The 21,397-nt window shown below is 36.1% G+C and carries 18 protein-coding genes, 3 pseudogenes and 1 other annotated feature; of the genes and pseudogenes, 17 read left to right on the top strand and 4 right to left on the bottom strand.

Annotated elements, in window-relative coordinates:
• The first annotated feature begins 401 nt into the window (after positions 1-401).
• Both ACIPKN_RS05000 and ACIPKN_RS04995 read left to right on the top strand, forming a co-directional pair.
• The gene (locus ACIPKN_RS05000; protein WP_400934004.1) at positions 402-896 is read left to right on the top strand and encodes an RNA polymerase sigma factor; all 495 of its coding nucleotides are present in this window, start codon (positions 402-404) and stop codon (positions 894-896) included.
• A complete protein-coding gene (locus tag ACIPKN_RS04995) occupies positions 893-1,630 on the top strand; it encodes a hypothetical protein (RefSeq protein ID WP_400934003.1) in 738 nt (245 codons plus the stop codon). Before ACIPKN_RS05000 ends, ACIPKN_RS04995 begins: the two co-directional genes overlap by 4 nt.
• Before the next feature lie 241 nt (positions 1,631-1,871).
• Here the strand turns inward: ACIPKN_RS04995 and ACIPKN_RS04990 are convergent.
• Together ACIPKN_RS04990 and ACIPKN_RS04985 are read right to left on the bottom strand one after the other, a co-directional pair.
• A pseudogene (locus tag ACIPKN_RS04990) lies at positions 1,872-3,107 on the bottom strand (IS110 family RNA-guided transposase).
• A 415-nt stretch (positions 3,108-3,522) separates the two neighbouring features.
• Positions 3,523-4,361 (bottom strand): annotated as a pseudogene (locus ACIPKN_RS04985) (tyrosine-type recombinase/integrase).
• Between the two features lie 150 nt (positions 4,362-4,511).
• On the opposite strand from ACIPKN_RS04985, the gene ACIPKN_RS04980 reads away from it, so the two are divergent.
• The gene (locus ACIPKN_RS04980) at positions 4,512-5,162 is read left to right on the top strand and encodes a hypothetical protein (protein ID WP_400934001.1); all 651 of its coding nucleotides are present in this window, start codon (positions 4,512-4,514) and stop codon (positions 5,160-5,162) included.
• Between the two features lie 150 nt (positions 5,163-5,312).
• A complete protein-coding gene (locus ACIPKN_RS04975) occupies positions 5,313-5,543 on the top strand; it encodes a hypothetical protein (protein WP_400933998.1) in 231 nt (76 codons plus the stop codon).
• Between the two features lie 214 nt (positions 5,544-5,757).
• On the opposite strand, the gene ACIPKN_RS04970 is transcribed toward ACIPKN_RS04975, so the two are convergent.
• Complete coding sequence (locus tag ACIPKN_RS04970) at positions 5,758-5,952, bottom strand: hypothetical protein (protein WP_142511121.1); 195 nt, start codon at positions 5,950-5,952, stop codon at positions 5,758-5,760.
• 223 nt (positions 5,953-6,175) lie between these two features.
• Here ACIPKN_RS04970 and ACIPKN_RS04965 point away from each other — a divergent pair, with 223 nt between their 5' ends.
• The 5 genes and pseudogenes from ACIPKN_RS04965 to ACIPKN_RS04945 all read left to right on the top strand — a co-directional run bounded on the left by ACIPKN_RS04965 (position 6,176) and on the right by ACIPKN_RS04945 (position 9,062).
• Positions 6,176-6,538 carry a GrpB family protein gene (locus ACIPKN_RS04965; protein WP_400933995.1) on the top strand — a complete coding sequence of 121 codons (363 nt, stop codon included), beginning with the start codon at positions 6,176-6,178 and terminating at the stop codon, positions 6,536-6,538.
• Positions 6,539-6,771: 233 nt separating this feature from the next.
• The gene (locus ACIPKN_RS04960; protein WP_400933993.1) at positions 6,772-7,215 is read left to right on the top strand and encodes a VOC family protein; all 444 of its coding nucleotides are present in this window, start codon (positions 6,772-6,774) and stop codon (positions 7,213-7,215) included.
• A gap of 132 nt (positions 7,216-7,347) precedes the next feature.
• A pseudogene (locus tag ACIPKN_RS04955) lies at positions 7,348-7,619 on the top strand (SMI1/KNR4 family protein); the annotation flags it as partial.
• Positions 7,620-7,711: 92 nt separating this feature from the next.
• Positions 7,712-7,984, top strand: coding sequence for a phosphotransferase (locus tag ACIPKN_RS04950; RefSeq protein ID WP_400933991.1), 273 nt, complete (start codon positions 7,712-7,714; stop codon positions 7,982-7,984).
• A gap of 556 nt (positions 7,985-8,540) precedes the next feature.
• A complete protein-coding gene (locus ACIPKN_RS04945) occupies positions 8,541-9,062 on the top strand; it encodes a GNAT family N-acetyltransferase (protein ID WP_400933988.1) in 522 nt (173 codons plus the stop codon).
• A 612-nt stretch (positions 9,063-9,674) separates the two neighbouring features.
• Here ACIPKN_RS04945 and ACIPKN_RS04940 read toward each other — a convergent pair.
• Positions 9,675-10,628 (bottom strand): TRM11 family SAM-dependent methyltransferase, encoded by a 954-nt coding sequence (locus tag ACIPKN_RS04940; protein WP_400933986.1) that lies wholly within the window; start codon positions 10,626-10,628, stop codon positions 9,675-9,677.
• Between the two features lie 220 nt (positions 10,629-10,848).
• On the opposite strand from ACIPKN_RS04940, the gene ACIPKN_RS04935 reads away from it, so the two are divergent.
• The 8 genes from ACIPKN_RS04935 to ACIPKN_RS04900 all read left to right on the top strand — a co-directional run bounded on the left by ACIPKN_RS04935 (position 10,849) and on the right by ACIPKN_RS04900 (position 21,182).
• Positions 10,849-11,673, top strand: a complete 825-nt coding sequence (locus ACIPKN_RS04935) for a DNA alkylation repair protein (protein ID WP_400933985.1) — start codon at positions 10,849-10,851, stop codon at positions 11,671-11,673.
• 630 nt (positions 11,674-12,303) lie between these two features.
• A complete protein-coding gene (locus ACIPKN_RS04930; protein ID WP_400933982.1) occupies positions 12,304-13,011 on the top strand; it encodes a DNA alkylation repair protein in 708 nt (235 codons plus the stop codon).
• A 270-nt stretch (positions 13,012-13,281) separates the two neighbouring features.
• Positions 13,282-13,505, top strand: a binding site (T-box leader).
• Positions 13,506-13,876: 371 nt separating this feature from the next.
• Positions 13,877-15,214: a sodium-dependent transporter gene (locus ACIPKN_RS04925; RefSeq protein WP_400933980.1), complete on the top strand. Its 1,338-nt coding sequence runs from the start codon at positions 13,877-13,879 to the stop codon at positions 15,212-15,214.
• A gap of 1,137 nt (positions 15,215-16,351) precedes the next feature.
• The gene (locus tag ACIPKN_RS04920; protein WP_400933978.1) at positions 16,352-17,710 is read left to right on the top strand and encodes an aspartate kinase; all 1,359 of its coding nucleotides are present in this window, start codon (positions 16,352-16,354) and stop codon (positions 17,708-17,710) included.
• Between the two features lie 249 nt (positions 17,711-17,959).
• Positions 17,960-18,142: a hypothetical protein gene (locus ACIPKN_RS04915; protein ID WP_400933975.1), complete on the top strand. Its 183-nt coding sequence runs from the start codon at positions 17,960-17,962 to the stop codon at positions 18,140-18,142.
• Between the two features lie 217 nt (positions 18,143-18,359).
• On the top strand, positions 18,360-19,043 hold the full coding sequence (locus ACIPKN_RS04910) for an adenosylcobinamide amidohydrolase (RefSeq protein ID WP_400933974.1): 684 nt from the start codon (positions 18,360-18,362) through the stop codon (positions 19,041-19,043).
• A complete protein-coding gene (gene cbiB / locus ACIPKN_RS04905; protein ID WP_400933971.1) occupies positions 19,040-19,996 on the top strand; it encodes an adenosylcobinamide-phosphate synthase CbiB in 957 nt (318 codons plus the stop codon). The genes ACIPKN_RS04910 and cbiB overlap by 4 nt, the downstream gene beginning before the upstream one ends.
• A complete protein-coding gene (locus ACIPKN_RS04900) occupies positions 19,983-21,182 on the top strand; it encodes a pyridoxal phosphate-dependent aminotransferase (RefSeq protein ID WP_400933968.1) in 1,200 nt (399 codons plus the stop codon). The genes cbiB and ACIPKN_RS04900 overlap by 14 nt, the downstream gene beginning before the upstream one ends.
• Positions 21,183-21,397 lie beyond the last annotated feature (215 nt).

The following is a 21,397-nucleotide window of genomic DNA, read 5'->3' as shown; positions in this document are numbered from 1 at the left end:
TTATTGCTGGCTTTTGTCTTAGTAGGATAATGATGTGTCATAAAAATAATGAGTCTTGTTCAGCTAACGGGTAGCTTTACTTGAAGATCATTGAGTTGCATATGCAGCTCTTTTTTCTTTATTGAACTAACGATGCAGTTTAGTTGAAGAAAAAAATTATTAGCTTATTCAACAATCGGGCCATATTATTGAATAACATTCTTTTATGAAAGGTTACCAAAGGACGCTATGGGAACTTAAAGAGGCACTAAGCGAATCTTATTCACATAGTGCCTCGTAGCTTTATAGAAAGCTAATTTTTACAGTAAAATTAATTAGTAATAATATTTGTAAAAAATAATATAAAAAGTCACCAAATGACATTTTCAAGTGTGTAGTAAGTGAAAGGACGGTGATTAGCTTTGCAACAATCTATTTGTTCAACTGAAATAGCAATAGATTTAGAACGAATTGTTGATACATATGGCAATATGCTATTTCGGATATGTTTAGTTATTTTATGCAACGAATCCGATGCAGAAGATGCTGTGCAAGATACTTTTATAAAATATTTATCGAAGTCTCCTGCTTTTAACGATTCCGAACACGAAAAAGCTTGGTTGATTACAGTTGCGACAAATCGCTGTAAAAATATGCGAAGGTACAATATTATTCGTAGGCACTTAGATATAAATGATTTGCAGCTATATTGTAAAAATGAAGAAAATTATGGTTTACTTGACACCCTTATGAAATTGCCTCACAAACATAAAATTGTGTTACTACTCCATTATGTAGAAGGCTATAAAGTAGACGAAATAGCAAAAATACTAAACATTACAGCAGCAGCAGTTAAAAAGCGATTACAACGAGGTAGAGAGCTTATTAGCCAAAATTATCGAGAGGAGGACGAATGATGGATTTTCATAAAATAAAAGATGCTGTTAATTCGATGGAGATGTCTAAAGCGATGGAAAATCGATTGAAAATGAATTACCAAGATGCAAAGCGAGAAAAGTCGAGCCAAATCAATTTTCAAAAGTGGGGTTCTGTCGCAAGTGTGTTTGGAATTCTCATGTTTCTTCTTATCGGTTTGCCATTTATTAATAAGTATGGTGATTCTCAAACGGAAAATTTTACAATTACAGTTTATGCAGATGACAGTATAGGTCATGAACTTTTAAAAGCAAAAACTACCATTGATTTATCTACTATAGATCGAGTAGGTGTTTTAAATAGTATAAGTGGGGACGGTAGGAATTTAATTTTTACCGATATTATGCTCAATGTTTCTGGAGAAAATATTGACTTTATTCAATATGAAATAAATGAAGGAATTTTTATAGAAGATGTAACACTTACTAAGGAAGAGGTAAACAACAGGGATAAGCTATTACTAGAAAAAATTAATTATATAACCAATGAACCAAATTCAGAAATATTTCAAGCTATAAAAGAAATAGGCAATACCTTTACAGTCAAATATAATGAGCAGGAACAATTTAAATATTCATTAGCGATACCTCCTTATGATACGATTGAAGGTGACATACAAATTAACGTAACTGTAACTTATACAGATGGCACTTCTGAACAACAAGATATCATTATTAATCAAGAATCGGATTCTATTTCATTAATGCTTAAATGATATATTAATCAATTTTTCGAACCAATCCTCGTTGTTTTTCATGCTTTAAAAATTCAAAAAACGTCCCTAAATGAAAGTTTGGGAACACAGAAAACCAATCTTCAACAAAACCAGCTAATAGTTGTCAATGATTTTCATTAAAAATAATAAAAATATCATGTTATACTAAATTTGTGTATACCAAATAACCGTCCAAATACTTGATTTGGAAAGTTCAGGTCTACTTAGTTAAATTGTTAAATCAAGCTAAGTCTTGGAAAGAAGTTTTGCTTTTTAAAAGTGCATAAATCCAATGTAAGAGTTTGTTTGCACAAGCTATTACAGCTACTCTAAATGGTTTTCCTTCTTCCCGTTTTTTATCATAAAACGCCCGTTATTTCTTATTACGAGGAAGGATTTCATCCGTTGTTTTCTGTTTTCGACAGTCACGAATAGCACATTTAACAGCCATATACAAAGCTTGCCGTAGTCTGCTAGAGCCTCTTTTGGTTATTCGGTTGTAAGTACCTTTGAATGTACCAGATTCAAAGACACTTGGATCAAGACCGGCAAATGCGACTAGTTTCTTAGGATGATTAAACCTTTCAATTTCCCCAATTTCAGATACAATCGTGGCAGCGATTTTTTCTCCGATACCGGGAATTGATCGGATAATCTTAGATTCTTCAATACTTTTTGATAAAGCATCTATCTCATTTTCAAGCATGGATAGATGTTTTTTATATTCAAAGAGCATATTAATATACATATCTAAGCTTAGGGCAAGACTAGAATATAAAGCCTTCTGAAAAGGGTTTTGAGCTGCTGCAGTCATTAGCTTTTCAGCCTGTTTGTTTGCCCATTGTAAAGAACAAGAATTACAGAATTCTTTTATTTTAGTTGCTAATACTTCATTATTGGCTTTCAATATATCCTCTGAAGTAGGAAATGCATGTAGTATTTTCAAAGAAACATCCGAATATAAGTCTCCAAAAACATTACTATATTCAGGAAAAACTTGATCTAAAACTGCCAGAAATTGTAGTTTAGTTTGTACAAACATGCCTGTAATATTATCGTGCTGTCTCGTAAGATTACGTAAGTTCGCAAGTTGGATACCACGTTTTTTATAAGGCTCTAAATCCTCCTTATAATACAGCTCGCACAGATGATTAGCATCAATGATATCTGTTTTTACCTTTCGTAAACTAGAACTTTTTGCTTTATAAGAGATGAGTGGGTTTACGATATTTATTAAATAGCCTTTGTCCTCAAAATATTGAACAATAGGTGTGTGATAATGGCCTGTTGATTCCATAACAAGAGGGGGACACCCTCCTGAAATATCTTCTAATTCTTTAATAAAATCTAATAAACTAGCTAACCCATCAAGATCATGTTTTACTTTGAAACTTTTCTTGTAGGGCTTTTTTCTTTCCAAGTAAGCTTGAACCTGACTTTCACCTTTTGCTACATCCAGACCGATGACTGGATTCATTATAATTCCTCCTTCAAAATGATAATTGCCGGTAACCCCTAAATCCTCTTTGTAGTGTCATAGCTTCGCTTGTTATACGAGATCATTGTCCCAACCAGCCTCAAACATGTTTCTACAAGTAGGGGGCGAACTGTTTTGCGGACGGGGTCTTAGCCCCACGGGCGCGAACGTTCTACCTCGGCTACCGTTATCATATATCGATATAAAAAATGGTCAACCAGAAATATTTTCTGGCTGACCTTATAATACGATCGGGCGCGATTGTTGAAGAAGCGTCCTTATTGAACTCCCATGAAAGAACTTAATCATCTTTCATTTTCTGTGGTGTAGCGCTGGTTTTTGCGCTACATGGATGGCTAACGGGGTGCTTTTGTCAAGTGGAGCAAAGTCTTTTAAGACTTTGCTCCTTTTACATTTAAAAGTACTTCTGATAATACTCTTTCCTTAGCCTCCCGCTTAATTGAGCGTAGATCCTAGTTGTTTCGCTTTTCTCATGCCCCATAAGACTTTGTATGACTTCTATGGGAGCGCCATTGTTCAACAAATGAGTTGCATAGCTGTATCTAAGTTGGTGTGGATGAATTTCTTTATTGATTTCAGCACGATTTGATATCCGCTTGATGATGTATCGCATTTGGGCTACACTCATTTTATGTGGCTGTCTTACTGTCACAAAGATGGCAGGATTATTGTCAGTACGGCTTTCAATATATCGTTTAAGCCATATGTCACAACGCGTATTAAAATAAACCTCCCTTTCCTTATCACCTTTTCCTCTAACGATTGCGGATTGATTGGACCAATTAATATGGTTCTTTTCTAACGCAACTATTTCTCCAATTCGGCAACCAGTAGAAAACATGAATTCGAAAATTACTTTTTCCATTACGGAATGACAGGATTCACGGAGGTGTTCAATCTCCCGTTCGGTTAAATACTTGGGTATCCGCTTTCCTACTTTCGGTTCTTTAATTTTGGAGGTTGATTCTTACTCAGGTATCCTTCTTCATGAGACCAACGAAAAAATGATTTCATAAAGCGAATACGGTGTGCAAGACTAGCTGGTTTTAAGTGCTTGCCGGATATAGCAAGATATTCCTTCAGTTGATTGGTGTCAAGCAAGTCCATCTCTATATCCTTAAAATAACCAATTAATAGCAAAGACTGTAACCGGTAGGCCTTCAGCGTTTGTGGCGAAAAGCCCTCTATTCGTTTATCCACTTCAAACAAAGTCCATGCTTTTGACAGTAACAATTCCACTCCCCCTAAAATAGTAATATAAAAGGGATTATTGCCAACTTAATAGAATTCTAGACATAAGGAGTGATTTTTCTAACGGGGCAGGATACTTTAAAAGGTATTCAAGGGTTTTTGGGTAAATTATCAAATAAGGGAGGGGATGTTTTGAATAAATATCTTAAAATCACGCTTGGCATTTTAGGTGTCATATTATTAGGAATTGGAATACTTGTAGTTGTCTTTATATTAGAAATGAAACCTGATAAAGATAAAGATAAAGAAGAAGAAGTAAGAATTCAAGCTGAACAATATTTAGAAGATAATTTTAATGATAACTTCGAGATATATGACACTCTGTATGATAATATGGGGAACTTTGAATTTGAATATGCGGCTAAGGTCAGGGATAAGAAAACGAATACAGAGTTTTTAGTTTATTTTGATGCTGAAACAGATCAAATGGTGGACACTTACATGGCGGATAAATGGGCAAATGACTTAGAAAGTGAAATACGTCCTTTTATTAAAAAGAATTTTGGAGAAACAACTGATTTCTTCGTTTCCTTTACCAATAATAATATCGGGCAAGAATTAGGTATCGACCCTCTTAATCCTAAAAGTTATAAAGAGTTTGATGTTTCACCGATTATTCGTATTATAGTCACTCGCAAAAAGAGTGAAGATGACGAACAAATCTTAAATGAATTCATAGCTTTTCTAAAAAGCGAAGATAAATTACAACACGGTTCATTTGCTATGAGTTATATCGATGAAAGAGGTGTCATTTTAGATGATGAATGGAATAAAGATTTTTAATTAGATAATTTCTTCAATTAATGGGGTGCTTTACTTGAAGATCATTGAGCTGTTTAGACAGCTCTTTTTCCTTATTGTATTAACGGAGCAGGATAATTGAATAAAGAAGATTGAAAAGAAAGTAATCCACAAAAAAGGGAGATATAAAAGGTGGACTTATTACTCTGGATAACTATTGGTTTCATAATAATCGGATTTGTTGTTCTCACTTCTATGAAAAAAGGTATGGAAAGTAAGCTCGCTTTTATAAAAGTAAATATGGAAGACGAGGAAAGTTCAACGAAAGCTAAATCCATAATTTGGTGGATAGTGAGTACCACAGCTTGGGGAATAGTGAGTATAACTCTTATTGTTTGGTGGTTTCATAATCACTTTGGGTAACTGTTGGTTTCAAATGTACTTAAACAAACGGAGTGATATACTTCAAGAAGGGATTCCACAGAGATCCCATCCTTTTCTTTTTCAACTAACAGAGCATTTAGCTAAACAAGTTATAAAATGAAAAGAATAAAATAATTAAAAAAAGCATTCCGGTGAATGCTTTTTCAAAAAACAGCTTTGTCTGGTAATATGTCTTTCCGATATTGCCGGTATATCAGACACCCATTTTTCTACGGGTATTGCTTGTTTTTTTCGTTTGCTGGCTTTTCATTTTTTTTGTTGAAAGGTCGGCATTCTTTTTTCCTTTATTAGCAGAGGAATGGTTCTTTTTGTTTTCAAGCTGCTGTTTCACTGCCTCTTTCAGGCTGATTTTTTTTGGGGATACTTCAGATTGATTATTCTCGGTCATAGGAAATGCTCCTTTGAATATGATAGTTAGTCCAGTATAATCTATTTTTAATTATTTGTGAAGCTTTCCACTTTAAATTACAACAAGTAAAGACGCTTTTTACTAACGGTGCAGGTTTGTTGAAGCAGGTTTTAGGTTAGCTTTATAGAATTAGATTTAGAAGTATATTTTAAAGGTAGGAACAAAATAAGGAGACCAATTGTTAATCTTAGGTGATAAAGTTGTGGGAATTGAACATATTGGAAGCACTTCTATAAAGGGATTGGAAGCGAAACCAATAATTGATATTATCTTGAGCGTGCAAGATTTAGATGAAGTATCCAACTTTGTTATTCCTCTTAGTGAAATTGAATATGAATATGTTCATAAACCTGAGTTTAAAGATAGAAGATTTTTTAGGAAGGGATTATGGGGACAGGGTACTTGTCATCTGCATATCTGTGAAATTAACAGCAGTGAGTGGATTGAAAAATTATTGTTTCGAGATTATCTTAGGCTACACCCCCATGATGCTTCATTAAAAAAGAACTTGCCTCTACATATAAGTACGATAGAACAACATATACAAAGAAGAAAGAACCGTTGAGGGAATGGATTGTTTTGTAGAATGACTTCAAAAAGGAATTTTCGTATCTAGGTGTTGTGGTAGGTATAACAACAGGGCTATTTTCTGCAACACATTCTATAATATGGCTAAAGCCATGAAATAAAGCCACTGGCAATGCTGGTATCTTTTTATTATAGTAATCGCCACTTTGTTAATACTAGAATTTAAATACAGGATATTGCAAAATAACAGAAACAATGGAGGTATGAAAGATGAAGATCCAAAGAATAGATCATGTGGGTGTAATCGTAAATGATCTCTCTGCTGCTAAAGAGTTTTTTCTCGATTTTGGACTTGAGGTGAAAGGGGAATGGGAAATGGAAGGAGAGTTAATGGGATATGCAGTTGGGCTTAATGACGCTAAAGTAGCGTGTGTAGGATTGGGAACGACAGACGGTCAGACATGGATAGAGCTAATCAAATTTTATACACCGTCAGATGAAAAAGATATTCAGCAACCCTTTGCAAATACACTAGGTATCCGACATATTGCATTTACTGTTGAAGATATTGAAGGTGTTGTTGCCAAATTGAAAAAGAAGGGTACGGATATTTTTAGTGAAATACAGCAATATGAAGAAAGTTACAAATTATGCTACGTTCGTGGTCCAGAGGGAATTATTTTGGAGTTGGCTGAGAAAATCAGCGTTGATTAAAAATCATTGAGTATATACGCTGCTCTTTTTCCTTTCTTGAACTACCAATACAATTTGTTCAATAAATGGATTGTTACGTAGGTTTATTATGTAGATGATATGTGTCGATGAAGAAAAGGCGGTAAATTTTAAGTGAAAGAATTTAGAGACTTAATTTCAACAAGAAAACCTGGAGTTGCAGATTTTGATATACAATCAGCAGAAGAAAAATTAGGTGCAGTTTTTCCTGAACAATACAAGGCACTTTTTAGATTAGTTAATAATGCCGAAATCGGCGAATGGACTCTTTTTCCTATCAAAGACCAAAAGAATCCTACAAAAACTTGGGATGATGTCGTAAGGCAAAATCAAAAATGTCTGGTGACCTAATAGCTATTGGTGATGATGGGACAGGGGATAACATATAGCCGAGGAATTGGGCCGATTCCAAGGCAAGTTGTACACTGAACGACCAAAAGTATTGCGAAATTTATCCAATTTAAGCAAGGTTGAGTTTATGAAAAACTACTATCTGCGTTATCGGTCATGGAATGTTTTGTATCATTATATACGCTCCGATGACTGTGAAATTCCGAAGCACCTGTGTAAAATGCTCATAGACTTAGATAACAATGCGGACGAAATATTTAGTCGAATTGAAAAGTTACCAATAGTGCTTTGCCATAGAGATTTTTGGGTGGCAAACATATTCTATTCGGACAGTAAAATCGTACTTATCGATTGGGATACCGCCGGATGGGGTACATGGGCGAGGATATCGCGAGTTTAATAACTGATGAAGCGGACGGTTGTCATATGCTTGAATACTACCAAAAATGCATTCCGGCATATTACAGGGGTTTTTCGGAATATGCGGATATGTCCCATATATCCGATCATTGTATCTATGAACTAATTCTTGCTATGTTCGGATACAGGCTTGTGGAGTGGTATAAATTCGCTAAGTCGCCCGAAGATAAATCATTACACCTTAATACCTTGCAAAAAATCCATGAGATGAGAAATATGTAGACAAATATAACTATTGTATCATTATATGTAAAAAACTGAATGTATCTGTTTGATGTATCGTTTTAATATATGGAATTTAACAATTTTAAAATAAGAAAATAAATGAAATCAACTAATTATCCATTAATGAATAATTTGAGTTTTGTTTATTATTTCTCCTATCTATTTCTTAGAACTAAAGGTTACAAAACCCTTTAGTAGAATTAACATTGGTGAATATTTTGTGTACCCTATTTTAGGAATTACGGATATGATATTTGGAATGTTTTAGGTTGCGTGTGGAAATAGCTTGTCTTAGGAGAGGAGATAAAAAAATGATTGAATTACGAAAAATAACCAGGGATAACATAGATGAAGTAATAGCACTTGAAGTTGGAGAAAACCAGAAAGACTTTATAGAAACTACTAACCTCAGAAGCTTTGCAGATGCTCATATGTTGAACGCAGACGGGATACCAGCGACTCCTCTTGCCATTTATGTCGATGAAGTTGCGGTTGGATTTTTGATGTATATTTATGATGTGTTGGATCATGAATCATTTGAAAATGAAGTTTTTTACGGGAAGAAGAGCTATTTTATTTGGCATATTATGATTGATAAGAGTCACCAGGGGAAAGGGTATGGCAAACTTGCTTTTGAAAAAATGTTGATGGATATTGAAAATATGCCATATGGGGAAGCTGAATATGTAACCCTCTTTTATCATACAAGTAATGTCAAAGCTAAAACATTATACGCTTCATTTGGTTTTGTAGATACAGGCATCATTCAGGATAATTCGATGTTGGCGATTAAAAAACTAGATGGGAAAATAACAGAATCCTTTGTAGAATAGGATCTCGCGGAAAGAAATGTCGAAGAAAAAAACGATTTTTTTAACTCTGTCTTAGCAAAAATATAATATATATACCGCAATCGGACGCGATTATTCATGATCTTTTGAGCGATTCATTTTTTATAAAAATCAAACTTGAATCTGCTGAGAAAGCATCCTGATGGCGGAAGGGGATTCCCAGCGTTGGAAACGAAAGAATATGTGGTTCGGTATTATTTTCGGTTTAGAAGGCTTGTTATTTCTCTCCCCTAGCGCACCTTTTCCAGGTGAAGATCTATTATATTACGGGTTCACTTCTTTGTCTGCTTTCAGTAATCGAGCTGTTTACTTTCCCTATAAAAGTTCCCTGGGGTAATTATCAAATTATGGTATGGTGGACATCTGTTGGTTTTGGCTCAGCTCTGATATTGTGGGGGACTGGGATGGCGGTTTGGATTACTGGACATAGACTACTAAACAGGGCTGTGAATGGATCCGAAGAAGCTTAGGCATTTTTAATAAAACTAACAAACAGAGACCTAGGTAGTTGTCCAGGTCTCTGTTTTATGTAGCAGATTTTTTTAAAAATGATATTCAGCAAATTGCCACTTATGTCGTATCCCAAAAACTAAGTTATTCACATAATAGAATTTGACGTAAAAACGATTGTTTTTTAGCAACGCATCGATCTTTTATAATCAAACCTGCATCTTCTATCATGTCATCAATTGTTTCAATTGTAACAACAATAACCTTATCGGCAATCCGGCGAGCATGTTTTATAATATCAAATTGATCTTCTGGTGATGAATGCGTAAATAAGTTATAAGGTAAATCAATTATGGCGACATCATAGTGTTCCGTTACTTCTGAGATGGGACCTACTGTAACGTTGCCTGTTAACCCAAAATAAGCGATATTTTCGCGGGAACCCTTGCAAACATTGTAATATATATCTCGCCCTTCCATATTAATTCCCATGGAAAGGGCTTCAATTACTACTGTTCCAATACCACAACAAGGGTCGATCGCCCGAATATTTTGAGGCTGGGGAACTGCGATATTCGCAACAGCACGAGCTACTCTTGTACTAAGTGCTGTTGAATAACTGTTTGGTTTGTGTAAATGTTTAAGCCAAATGGATTCACTCTTCATATACTTTCCAAAATGCCAGATCCCATCTACTAACATAAGAGCAAATACAATGTCAGGTTGATTTAGGTCTGGTTCTCCATCAATACATAATCCTATCTCACGTTCGAACAATCGACGCTCTGATTGAGGGATTTTCTTCGTCTCACCTATATCCATGCTATTTAAACAAACCACTTTAAAAGTTGCTTCATTTATGTTTATATCCTTCACCATTGTCATGATGTTTTCTACGCTATTATCTTCATATAGCACTTCAAGTCTCTCTTGTATAAAGGGGCTACGGCTAGGATCAATTTTAATATTGCTTATTATATAGTTTGATTGGGAATCAAGGTTAAAAAATGAACGCATCTCCATTCTGCATAGATCGTACTCGTCAACATGATGGACATATGTGTATATAAATTTATTATTATTTTGCTCGTTGCTCAATTGATTACCATCCTTTTATATTGTTGTTCACTAGATTTTACTAACGTTCATAAAAAACAAATGAAGTTACTTATGTGTAATCGTATCATAGGCGTCTCTTTCAAGCTACTCGATACACAATTATGCCAAGGTTCAGTCGATTAGAGGGAATGGTGGGAATAGTCTGTAAAAAGAGGTAAAATAAAAAACAGGTCAGTTTAGTTATAGGCGGTGGGTTAAAATGGTTGTAAAAGAAGATATTATACATAGAAAGGGAGCTAGAAAGGCTAGTGAAATCCCTAGTGACGTTTTAATGTTACTGAATCAAGGAAAAATAGAGAGTGTTAATTTAACGGAGTGGCAAGCTGTTCAGCATATTACTTTATTAAAAAATGTTCTACCATCCATTGGGCTAAAAGAAAAGTTAGAATATATACTAACTGAGGTAGAAAAGCAAAAAGTTGAAACGGGAATGAAGGCCATACGTTTAATTGGAAGTTTGTTAGATACAGTCTTAATGGATGAGAGTGCAACAAAAAAAGAAGAGCTAATTACAATATGCGCTCATCACGTATCTGATAGTGTCCGATGTTGGGCGGCATTTATGAATAAAAAAAATGATTATTCTTTAGAGGAAAAGCTTTTGTTTATCCAACCTTTCGCAGCAGATCATCATTTTGGTGTTCGGGAAATTGCATGGATGTCAATTAGGGAGGATCTTTCGGCAAATATTAAGAAAAGTGTAGATTTGTTAATAGAGTGGGCGAAAAGTGAAGATGAAAACATTCGTAGGTTCAGTTTAGAATCAATCCGTCCTCGCGGAGTATGGACAAAGCATATTGAAATTTTAAAGGAAGAACCGCAAATTGCACTTCCTATTCTAAATTTGCTTAAATCCGATTCAGCTAAGTATGTTCAAGATTCTGTCGGCAACTGGTTAAATGATGCTAGCAAAACTCAACCTGAGTGGGTAAAAAACCTATGTGATGAATGGCAAAAAGAATCTCCAACTAAGGCAACTGAGAGAATCATTAAAAAGGCTCAAAGAACAATTGTAAAAGGTTAATGGGCTATTGAAAAACTATTATCGAGTTTTTTAAAGTTACTTGCATATTAGAGAATTATATACTGCTTTTGAAGATAAATGGCAAAGAAGTCTATTATAGCATTAAATAATCATCAAGCCGAACAAGCAACAAGTATTAATCTTGTTGCTTGTTCATTTTGTTTTGCTTGATTGCTAAATATAATGTGAAACTAATCGCACTAAACATTATCATAGAAAAAATAAGTGAAAACGTTGCTTTATAGTAAATAGAGGTAATCAATATGACAAGAGAACTCATAATGATGACAACACGTAATAATATATCTGTTTTTGCGCTTGGATTAAAAAAATCTTGAATAATAGCAAATAAATAAGACAAACCGAAAAATATCAAATACTCATAAACAAAAACAGGCTTTACATAATCGGGAATTCCAAAATAAATTATTTCAAATATAAAAATGAGTAACACTATATATTTTGAATATTTGTAAAAAAATTTACCAAAGTACCACCCCTTATCATTAAAATATTAACACATATTGTCAAAAAATAATGAAAGCATTTTAGTTTTCGATCATTAATTGTCTAAAGGATAATGATTATGGCAAAATCTTAGAGGGAATACTCCAAGAAGGAAGTGCGAAAATGAATTTAGAAATGGTAATGCAGGAGCTTGAGGCTCTTGGCAAGGAACGAACTAAAAAAATGTATATGTCCAATGGTGCGCATGAGCCACTTTTTGGCGTGGCAACAGGTGCAATGAAACCAATAGCTAAGAAAATAAAAATAAATCAACCGTTAGCTGAAGAACTTTATGCCACAGGGAATTACGACGCAATGTACTTTGCAGGCATTATTGCAGATCCAAAGGCGATGACTGTGTCAGATTTTGATCAGTGGATGGATGCGGCATATTTTTATATGCTATCGGATTATGTGGTTGCAGTAACTTTAGCGGAAGCAGATATTGCACAAGAAGTTGCTGACAAATGGATCGCAAGCGGTGAAGAGCTGAGAATGTCAGCGGGCTGGAGTTGTTACTGTTGGCTTTTAGGGAATCGCTTAGACGATGAATTTTCCGAGAGTAAAATTGCCAACATGATTGAAATTGTGAAAAATACGATTCACGAATCACCAGAACGAACGAAATCTGCTATGAATACTTTTCTATACACTGTTGGGCTTTCATATTTACCGCTCCATGAAAAGGCTGTCGAAATTGCAAAGGAAGTAGGTCCAGTAGAAGTTAGACGGGATAATAAAAAAAGTAGTATCCTACATGCTTATGAAAGTATTCAAAAGGACGTAGATAAAGGAAGACTTGGTTTCAAACGAAAATATGTAAGATGTTAAACAATAGCCGGTGCAATCAATATTCGAATAAAGGAGATCTATATTTTTTAGAAGGCTTAGAACATCTGTATGTAAATACAAGAAGTTTATATCAAGGGTTTTATTAGAGGGAATAGATTACGAAAATATTAATAAGAATCGCCAGAGCGACGGATGGAACTATCGAAACGACGGAAAGAACGGCCAAAACGACGGATGGAATCTTCGAAATGACTTGACGCCAGTATTTAATGTGTGATAAAAATGATAGTATCAATTCGGAAAATTAATATTTGGGCAATGATAGGATTAAGTAGTGAAAATCTCCCTATTTCAGAGAACTGATGGTTGGTGCGAATCAGTATATAGATTATCATGAATTTCGACCTGGAGCATCTTTCATAAATCACAAATTGTGAGGAAGTGGAAGACGGTAGTGAATACCGTTATCAAATAAAGTGGTGAAGAAATTTTTTCACAACTAGGGTGGTACCGCGATATATATCGTCCCTACGTATTTACGTAGGGACGTTTTTTATTAAGGTCTTCCTCTTGTTGTATTTTCATAACTAGGGTGGTACCGCGATATATATCGTCCCTACGTATTTACGTAGGGACGTTTTTTATTAAGGCTTTACTCTTGTTATATCTTCATAACTAGGGTGGTACCGCGATATTTAATCGTCCCTACGTATTTGCGTAGGGACGTTTTTTATTAAGGTTTTATTCTTGTTGTATCTTCATAACTAGGGTAGTATCGTGATTTTTTTATTATCCCTACGTTTTCGTTGAGGCGATTTTTATTTGAAAGGACTTACGATAGACCAATATGAATAAGGACCGAATTGTAATAAAAAAGAAATAGAAAAAGAGAGGAGATTAAGAGATGGAATCGCAGCAATGGACATCGAAATTAGGTTTCATTTTAGCAGCAGCAGGCTCGGCAATCGGTCTTGGCGCAATTTGGAAGTTCCCGTATATGGCCGGTATTGGAGGTGGCGGTGCGTTCTTCCTTATTTTCATCGGTTTTACTTTATTAATTGGTTTACCATTATTATTGGCGGAATTTGTAGTTGGAAGAAGTACGCAAAAAGAGGCTGTAGATGCATATAGAAATATTGCTCCTAAGACGCTATGGCCGTGGGTCGGTAAATTAGGAATTGTAACATGTTTCATATTGCTTTCATTCTACAGTGTTGTAGGAGGATGGATTTTACTATATTTATGGAATGCAATTACAGGTAGACTATGGGAAGGAAATGGCGCGTACGAAGCCACTTTTAATGATATCATTTCCAATCCGTTTTTAGCGGTTGGGTCACAGCTATTATTTATCCTTATTACTATTTTTATTGTTAGTAAAGGAGTGCAAAATGGTGTTGAAAAAGTAAATAAATATTTCATGCCAGCACTATTTGTTTTATTCTTTGTCTTAATTATTCGTGCTCTTACATTAGATGGAGCTGGAGAAGGGGTTCGCTTCTTCTTACAGCCTGATTTCTCAAATGTAACATCTGAAATTATTTTATATGCGATGGGGCAATCGTTCTTCTCGTTATCTGTCGGTGTTGGAGTTATGGTTACGTATAGCTCATACTTACCGAAAGAAGAAAGTTTACCGCGTTCCGCATTTTCTATCGTCGGTTTAACGCTTGTGATTACATTGCTTGCAGGGCTTGCTATTTTCCCTGTAGTTTTCGCATTTGGAATGGAACCATCACAAGGACCAGGTCTATTATTTATTGTCTTGCCAGCGATTTTCAGTAAAATGGCATTCGGAAAATTTTTCTTCATTATTTTCTTATTACTATTTTTCTTTGCAACTATAACATCAGCCATTTCCATGTTGGAAATTAGCGTTGCCTCTTTAACGACAAAAGGTAAAGGGAAACGTGAAAAAATGGCATTGATGGTCGGATTACTAATCTTTGTTGTAGGGATTCCATCGGCGCTATCATTTGGCGTATTAAGCGATGTGCAATTGTTTGGAAAAACAGTCTTTGATTTAGCAGACTTTGCAGTAAGTAATGTTCTTATGCCACTCGGTGTACTATTAGTGGCGATCTTCGTACCGTTTAAAATGAAGAAAGATGTGTTAATGCAAGAACTAGGTGTAAGTGAAAATAAAGGCTATAAATTATTTGTATTATGGTTATTCTTACTGCGCTATATAGCACCAATTGCAATTATTATCGTATTTTTAAATGTAATTGGATTGATTTAACATACAATACAAAAGGCCCTAGCATAACGTTATGTTAGGGCTTTTCGCTATAAAATGATCTGCTTTGTCATTCGTGTAGTTTTACAAAGTAAACGAAAATACCCCAAAAATATCAATTAAAGTTAATGTTGGCGTTATTTTTTGTTTCTTCCCTTTCCAAGAAAAAAGTGATCGGGTCCCTCAAAATACTGCTACGGTTCCTACCAAGCCAGCCCTCCATAGAATAAAAGCTGAAACCAACGCAAATCAAAGGCAATACCAACCTAAAACAGATAAAAAATCAAAAAAAGAATTACTTGACATCATTTGAAATAGCACAAACATCACAAGTTTTTCTGCATATCATAATGGGGAAAGCGTTTTCTTCAATTAATATAGAAGAAAGACACTACAATTTAACTTCTTTCAGTATTCATATGCCACCCAATAGTTTGTAGGAAGAATGTGGTTTAAGTCACTTTTCATCGGGTGTCGCAGAAAGAAGTTAGAGCCTCCGGCGTATTACGGAGTCGGTAAGATGTTTTTTTTTGCGTGCACAAACCGATTCCGAACACAATTATGCCGAGGCATAATTGATTCAATTTTACTGAAAAACACTTGCTAATTTAAGTATGTACAAATGGTTCTTGCATGGTGTACTTTTCGTTATTTGGTTTTATTACGACTCTAAGTGTGAGGGGCATGAAACCTTGATTGGCTAATTATCTTGGGATTGTCATGTCCGAAGAGTTTCGGCTTGTAGATGCTGTAATAAAGACCCACATTCTGCTGTTGAATTGATACATCTTATCTTTATACAAGAAAATACTGCCACATTTATTTTCGAAAAGACGTGATTTGGTTTGTTATGCCAGATCTAACGTTGAAAGATTCTGTAAATTTGATGATTTCAGCTAGTTCAGACGAATATTTGTACGATTATAGGAATTTTACGAAAAAAATTAGCAAAATCCTTAACTATTTCCTACGAAATCCGTATAATAAATCAAACAGTGTGAAAATTGTCCATTTTCTTTCGATTAATTGCGTGAATTTTTTAAATTGTATTGACGTGGGGAACGATAATTTGTACACTGTGTACATTCAATTGTTTTTTGGAGGAATACATTTAATTTAAAAAGTTAGGATTTGATGGTTATGATCGTATGTAAATTTGGTGGAACATCTGTAGCAAGCGCAGAGCAAATTCAAAAAGTAGCAAACATTGTAAAATCTAATCCGGCACGTAAAATCGTAGCCGTTTCTGCACCTGGGAAGCGTTCTGGTGACGACATAAAGGTAACTGACTTATTAATTAACCTAGCAATGGCAGCATTAAAAAATGAAGAAATTGAAGAAAAATTGCAAATCGTTGTCAATCGCTTTATGGCGATTGCGGATGGTTTGGGATTAGATCATACAATTTGTGACGTGATCGCTGAAGATTTACGTGAACGTGTACAAGGTGATAAATCGAATGAGGAATTATTTATCGATAGCATCAAAGCGGCGGGGGAAGACAATAACGCGAAGTTAATCGCTGTTTATTTTAATTCAATCGGTATGCCGGCACGCTACGTAAGTCCAAAAGAAGGTTTGATCGTCAATGATTTACCTGAACGAACGTATGCTTTACCAGAGGCTTATGCAAATCTAGCCCCCCTAAAATATACCAAGGAAATTATTGTATTCCCAGGTTTCTTTGGTTACACTAAAGCGGGCATACTGCGTACATTTGACCGTGGTGGCTCAGATATTACAGGCTCTATTTTGGCAGCTGCTGTTGAAGCAGAGCTATATGAAAACTTTACGGATGTAGACTGTGTGTTCTCCGCGAATCCGAAAGTTGTGAATGATCCAGTGGAAATTAAAGAAATTACGTATCGCGAAATGCGCGAATTATCCTATGCAGGCTTTTCTGTTTTCCATGATGAAGCGTTGATGCCTGTTTACAAGATTGGGGTGCCAGTTAACATAAAAAATACAAATAATCCATCAGCCCCGGGTACTCGTATTGTACCAAGACGCTCTGTAACTGGACGTCCGGTTACAGGTATCTCGGCAGACAGTGGCTTTTCAACTTTATATGTGTCAAAATATTTGATGAATAGGGAAGTAGGCTTTGGCCGTAAGCTTCTACAAATTTTAGAAGATGAAAATATTTCATATGAACACACACCGTCTGGTTTGGACGATATTTCTGTCATTATGCGTTCAAATCAAATTACACTTGAAAATGAAGAAAGAATTCTAGCTCGTGTAAAAAATGAGTTGAATGCAGATGATGTGCAAATGCGTCATGGTTTTTCTATGATTGTTATTGTAGGCGAAGGCATGCGTAATAACACGGGTCTAGCGGCACGTGCTGCAACTGCAATTTCAAAAACAGGTGCAAATATAGAGATGATTAATCAAGGCTCATCTGAAGTTAGTCTAGTATTCGGTGTGCTACAAGAATATGAAAATCAGATTTTACAAGCACTTTATGGGGAATTTTTTGCACATGTGAGAGTATAAGGGAATAAAGTGTAACTTAATCAGTGGGGATTCTTCAGCCCCACTGTACGGGCAGCTAATGTTCTACCTAACTTTTTGCTTTCGCGAAAATTTTGGATGGGAGTCTTGCACCTGCCGCTGTGCTTTCGGTACAGATCAATTACTGCCCGTAAATGTGGTGTAAACGCTAATCCTTAAACTGGATTAGTGTTTTCTTTTTGACGGGAATACGGTAAAATCAAGGGCGTACATTGATTGGAGGTCTTTCTGTTGAAAAAATTATCGATTGGTATATTGCTATCAATGATTGGTATACTATTTGTTTGTTTAACGATCATGGATATTTTACCGTCCTCAACAAAAACAATGAAAATTGTTTATATCGGTATTGGCTGGGTGTTTATCATTGCAGGATCAATTATTCGTTTTAAAACTTTAAAACAAAGGCAATAACGGAATATCTCAAAATTGAATTGTGATAAAATGTGGATTTGTGATACAATTTCAAAAAAATAAATAATTCAAGTATTATGAAGTTGTGATGCTGTACGCAAATTCAAAAGGTTTATATTTGGGATAGGTTTTTAATTTAAGACTAAACAGTACAAATTCTTCTTTGTAAGAATTTGTTTTTTTATTTTTTGTTATACATTGAATAGGGGGCGAGATAATGCCAGTACTACGTAAGGAAGATATTCATATTTCCGACCATTATGTTGCCATCCAAACAGATTCACCAATGAAGGTCGTATCCTCTGCAGTACATAATCCGGGCTTTGGCTTTTATACACATTTGATGAATCGTTCAGTGCCTTATACGTATGATGAACGCAAACCGCAGTTAGAATTACAACGGTTTTTGCAGTCTGAGGGCTTTCCGATTGACAATACAGTTGCGATGATGACGGCCGTCTATGCCCGATATGCAACAATTCGTGAGTTTACATATGAAGGAATTCAACTTGTCATTATGATTACGGCAGGTCTTGGTAATGCCGTCGATATTACACGTGCCTTTCATCGTCAGGAGCAGTATCATGCTGGGACTATTAATACGTGGGTACTGATAAATGGAAGATTGTCGGATGAAGCTTTATTTCAGGCAATGATTTCTACGACAGAGGCTAAGGTCAAAGCACTTATTGATGAGGGTATAACAGATCCAACAACGGGTACACAAGCTACAGGTACCTCAACGGATAGTTTGTTAATTGCTTCAACAGAAGAAGGCGACTACCATCAATATGCTGGACCGATTACGATGCTAGGAAAAGTCATTGGCCATGGTGTTTATGAAACGATGCGCGAGGCCATTCAAAAATATAAAAAAGACAAAGAGGAGAATCCTTTATGATGGCACTAGTGATTGCCTGTATCATTGGGCTTGTTTTTGATTTAATCTTGGGTGATCCTCCTAAAATGCCTCATCCAGTACGCTGGATTGGGAAGCTCATTCAATCTCAAACAGAATTATGGAATAAAGGAAGAATGAGAAAATTCCGTGGCATGGTCATGTCACTCGCTGTAGTAGGCACAACGATGTTTGTTGTAACGGCCATTATGCTATTAAGCTATTATGTTAGCCCACTATTTGGCATATTGGTTGAGGGATTATTAATTGGGATTGGACTCGCACAGCGTAGCTTGAAGGAAGCGGCGATGGCAGTCTATGAACCGCTCGTCAAAGGCGATTTTGCTGAAGCTCGTGTAAAGCTTTCTTGGATTGTCGGACGTGACACGGAGAAGTTAGAAGAGGATGAGATTGTACGAGGTGTTGTGGAGACGGTCTCAGAAAATACGAGTGATGGTGTAACCGCACCACTATTTTATGCCTTTTTATTTGGTGCAATAGGGTTATGGGGCTATAAGGCCGTTAATACGTTAGACTCTATGATTGGCTATAAAAACGATAAATATGAAGATTTTGGTATGTTTGCTGCAAAGCTAGACGATGTACTAAATTTTATTCCAAGTCGATTAACAGGTCTACTGATGGTACTAGGTACAAAAAATGAAACGAATGTATCTCTCGGTAAGCGCTTAAAACGTTGGGCACAGGATGCGAAAAAGCATACAAGTCCTAATAGTGGTTATTTAGAGGCAGCTACAGCTGTTCAATTAGGGGTACAGCTTGGTGGAAAAAATACATATCAGGGTGTCGTTTCTTATCGAGCGATAATGGGCGAGAAATTAGTTCCATTAACAAAAGAGCATATTGCAACGTCTGTGATTCATATGCGTATCGCGACCTTGCTCTTTACGCTTGTTATGTTAACAGTGGAGGTGTTAATTTTTGCAATTACCTAATCACGGAGCAAATCCGCAAAATGTTTATCATCAGCTAGGACTTAATATGCCCGAAGAGGTGTATGATTTTAGCGAAAATGTTAATTCTGCAGGGCCACCCCTGTTTGTTGAGGCGCGTTGGCGGACATTTTATCCGCTCATTCAACGTTACCCAGATCCGGACGGTGAGCCGTTTTTATCAAAGGTGGCAGCTTTTCATGATGTTCAGAAAGATTCTGTATTACTAGGTAACGGTGCATCCGAGCTTTTTAGTGTTCTAGTTAGACGCTACGCCAATAAGCGTGTTATTATCGTACATCCAACTTTTTCAGAATATGAACGAACATTACGAGCAGTAGGCGCTGAAATTGTGCCTGTCATTGTAGAGGATATTGTCCGCTACACATTGCCGATGGAACATCTGAAGCGTGAAATGGCGAACGCAGACGCATTATATATTTGTACACCGAACAATCCGACGGGGGTGCTTCCTAAGAAAGAGGAGCTTCTCGAATTAATCTCTCACGGTACAAAGGTCAATTGTGAGCTGGTCTTTGATGAGGCATTTATTGACTGGGTAGATGAAGCCTGTTCTTTGATCCAATATGTGGCGGAAAATCCTCATTTAATCATCGTTCGTTCGATGACCAAAATGTATGCGATTCCAGGATTACGCCTAGGCTATTTAGTGGCGAGCCCGATAGTTGTTGCTGATCTAAAGTCTATCCTACCGCATTGGAACTTAAATGCTTTTGCCCTTGTTATAGGCACAGGCTGTTTAGATGAACACGAATATTGTGAGCAAGCCATTGCCTATGCTAAAAATCAACGGGAATCGCTACAGAGCTATTTACAAGAACATGGTTGTCAGGTGACGAATAGTGTAACAAATTTTGTATGTTTTACATTACCGAAAAATCAGCAAGCAGATACATTTTTCACATACTGTTTATCAAAGGGCGTCGTCCTGCGCCATACAAAAAACTTTATGGGCTTAAATGGTGAATGGTTCCGAATTGGCATTAAAGATATTGCGGCTATGACGTATTTACAGAATTGTTTGGAGGCGTGGTTTAACTTTTTTCAGCAGAAATCTCCTTCCTCTATAGGTGGTGAAATGAATGCGGTTTTAAGTCGCCTTTCAGCGGATGTCCAATCATCAGTACCTGTCGCTATGCTTTCGGTACAAAGACATCCGCTGAAATAAATAGAGGAACTCAGTCTAAGAACGCCACGTCCTGTGGCAACGACTGAGTGACCAACTTCGTATTGGCCTAAAGCCTCCAGCGGGTGTCACGAAATCGAAAGGAGTGCTTAGGGGATGTTAGCCTAAAATCATCGCATCCATGCGATAACGGCTAACTGACCTGCATCGGTGCCGCTACGCTTTCGCGCAAAAGACATCTGCTGCTGCCGCTACGC

This window comes from Lysinibacillus sp. NPDC086135 (assembly GCF_044746345.1).
Classification (GTDB): Bacteria; Bacillota; Bacilli; order Bacillales_A; family Planococcaceae; genus Lysinibacillus.
This window is presented reverse-complemented; position numbering and strand designations above follow the sequence as displayed.

Coding starts and splice junctions, on each gene's coding strand:
- ACIPKN_RS04995 (WP_400934003.1), top strand. CDS start 893: ATGATGGATTTTCATAAAATAAAAGATGCTGTTAATTCGATGGAGATG.
- ACIPKN_RS04970 (WP_142511121.1), bottom strand. CDS start 5,952: ATGACCGAGAATAATCAATCTGAAGTATCCCCAAAAAAAATCAGCCTG.
- ACIPKN_RS04960 (WP_400933993.1), top strand. CDS start 6,772: ATGAAGATCCAAAGAATAGATCATGTGGGTGTAATCGTAAATGATCTC.
- ACIPKN_RS04950 (WP_400933991.1), top strand. CDS start 7,712: ATGAAAAACTACTATCTGCGTTATCGGTCATGGAATGTTTTGTATCAT.
- ACIPKN_RS04945 (WP_400933988.1), top strand. CDS start 8,541: ATGATTGAATTACGAAAAATAACCAGGGATAACATAGATGAAGTAATA.
- ACIPKN_RS04935 (WP_400933985.1), top strand. CDS start 10,849: ATGGTTGTAAAAGAAGATATTATACATAGAAAGGGAGCTAGAAAGGCT.
- ACIPKN_RS04930 (WP_400933982.1), top strand. CDS start 12,304: ATGAATTTAGAAATGGTAATGCAGGAGCTTGAGGCTCTTGGCAAGGAA.
- ACIPKN_RS04925 (WP_400933980.1), top strand. CDS start 13,877: ATGGAATCGCAGCAATGGACATCGAAATTAGGTTTCATTTTAGCAGCA.
- ACIPKN_RS04920 (WP_400933978.1), top strand. CDS start 16,352: ATGATCGTATGTAAATTTGGTGGAACATCTGTAGCAAGCGCAGAGCAA.
- ACIPKN_RS04910 (WP_400933974.1), top strand. CDS start 18,360: ATGCCAGTACTACGTAAGGAAGATATTCATATTTCCGACCATTATGTT.
- cbiB (WP_400933971.1), top strand. CDS start 19,040: ATGATGGCACTAGTGATTGCCTGTATCATTGGGCTTGTTTTTGATTTA.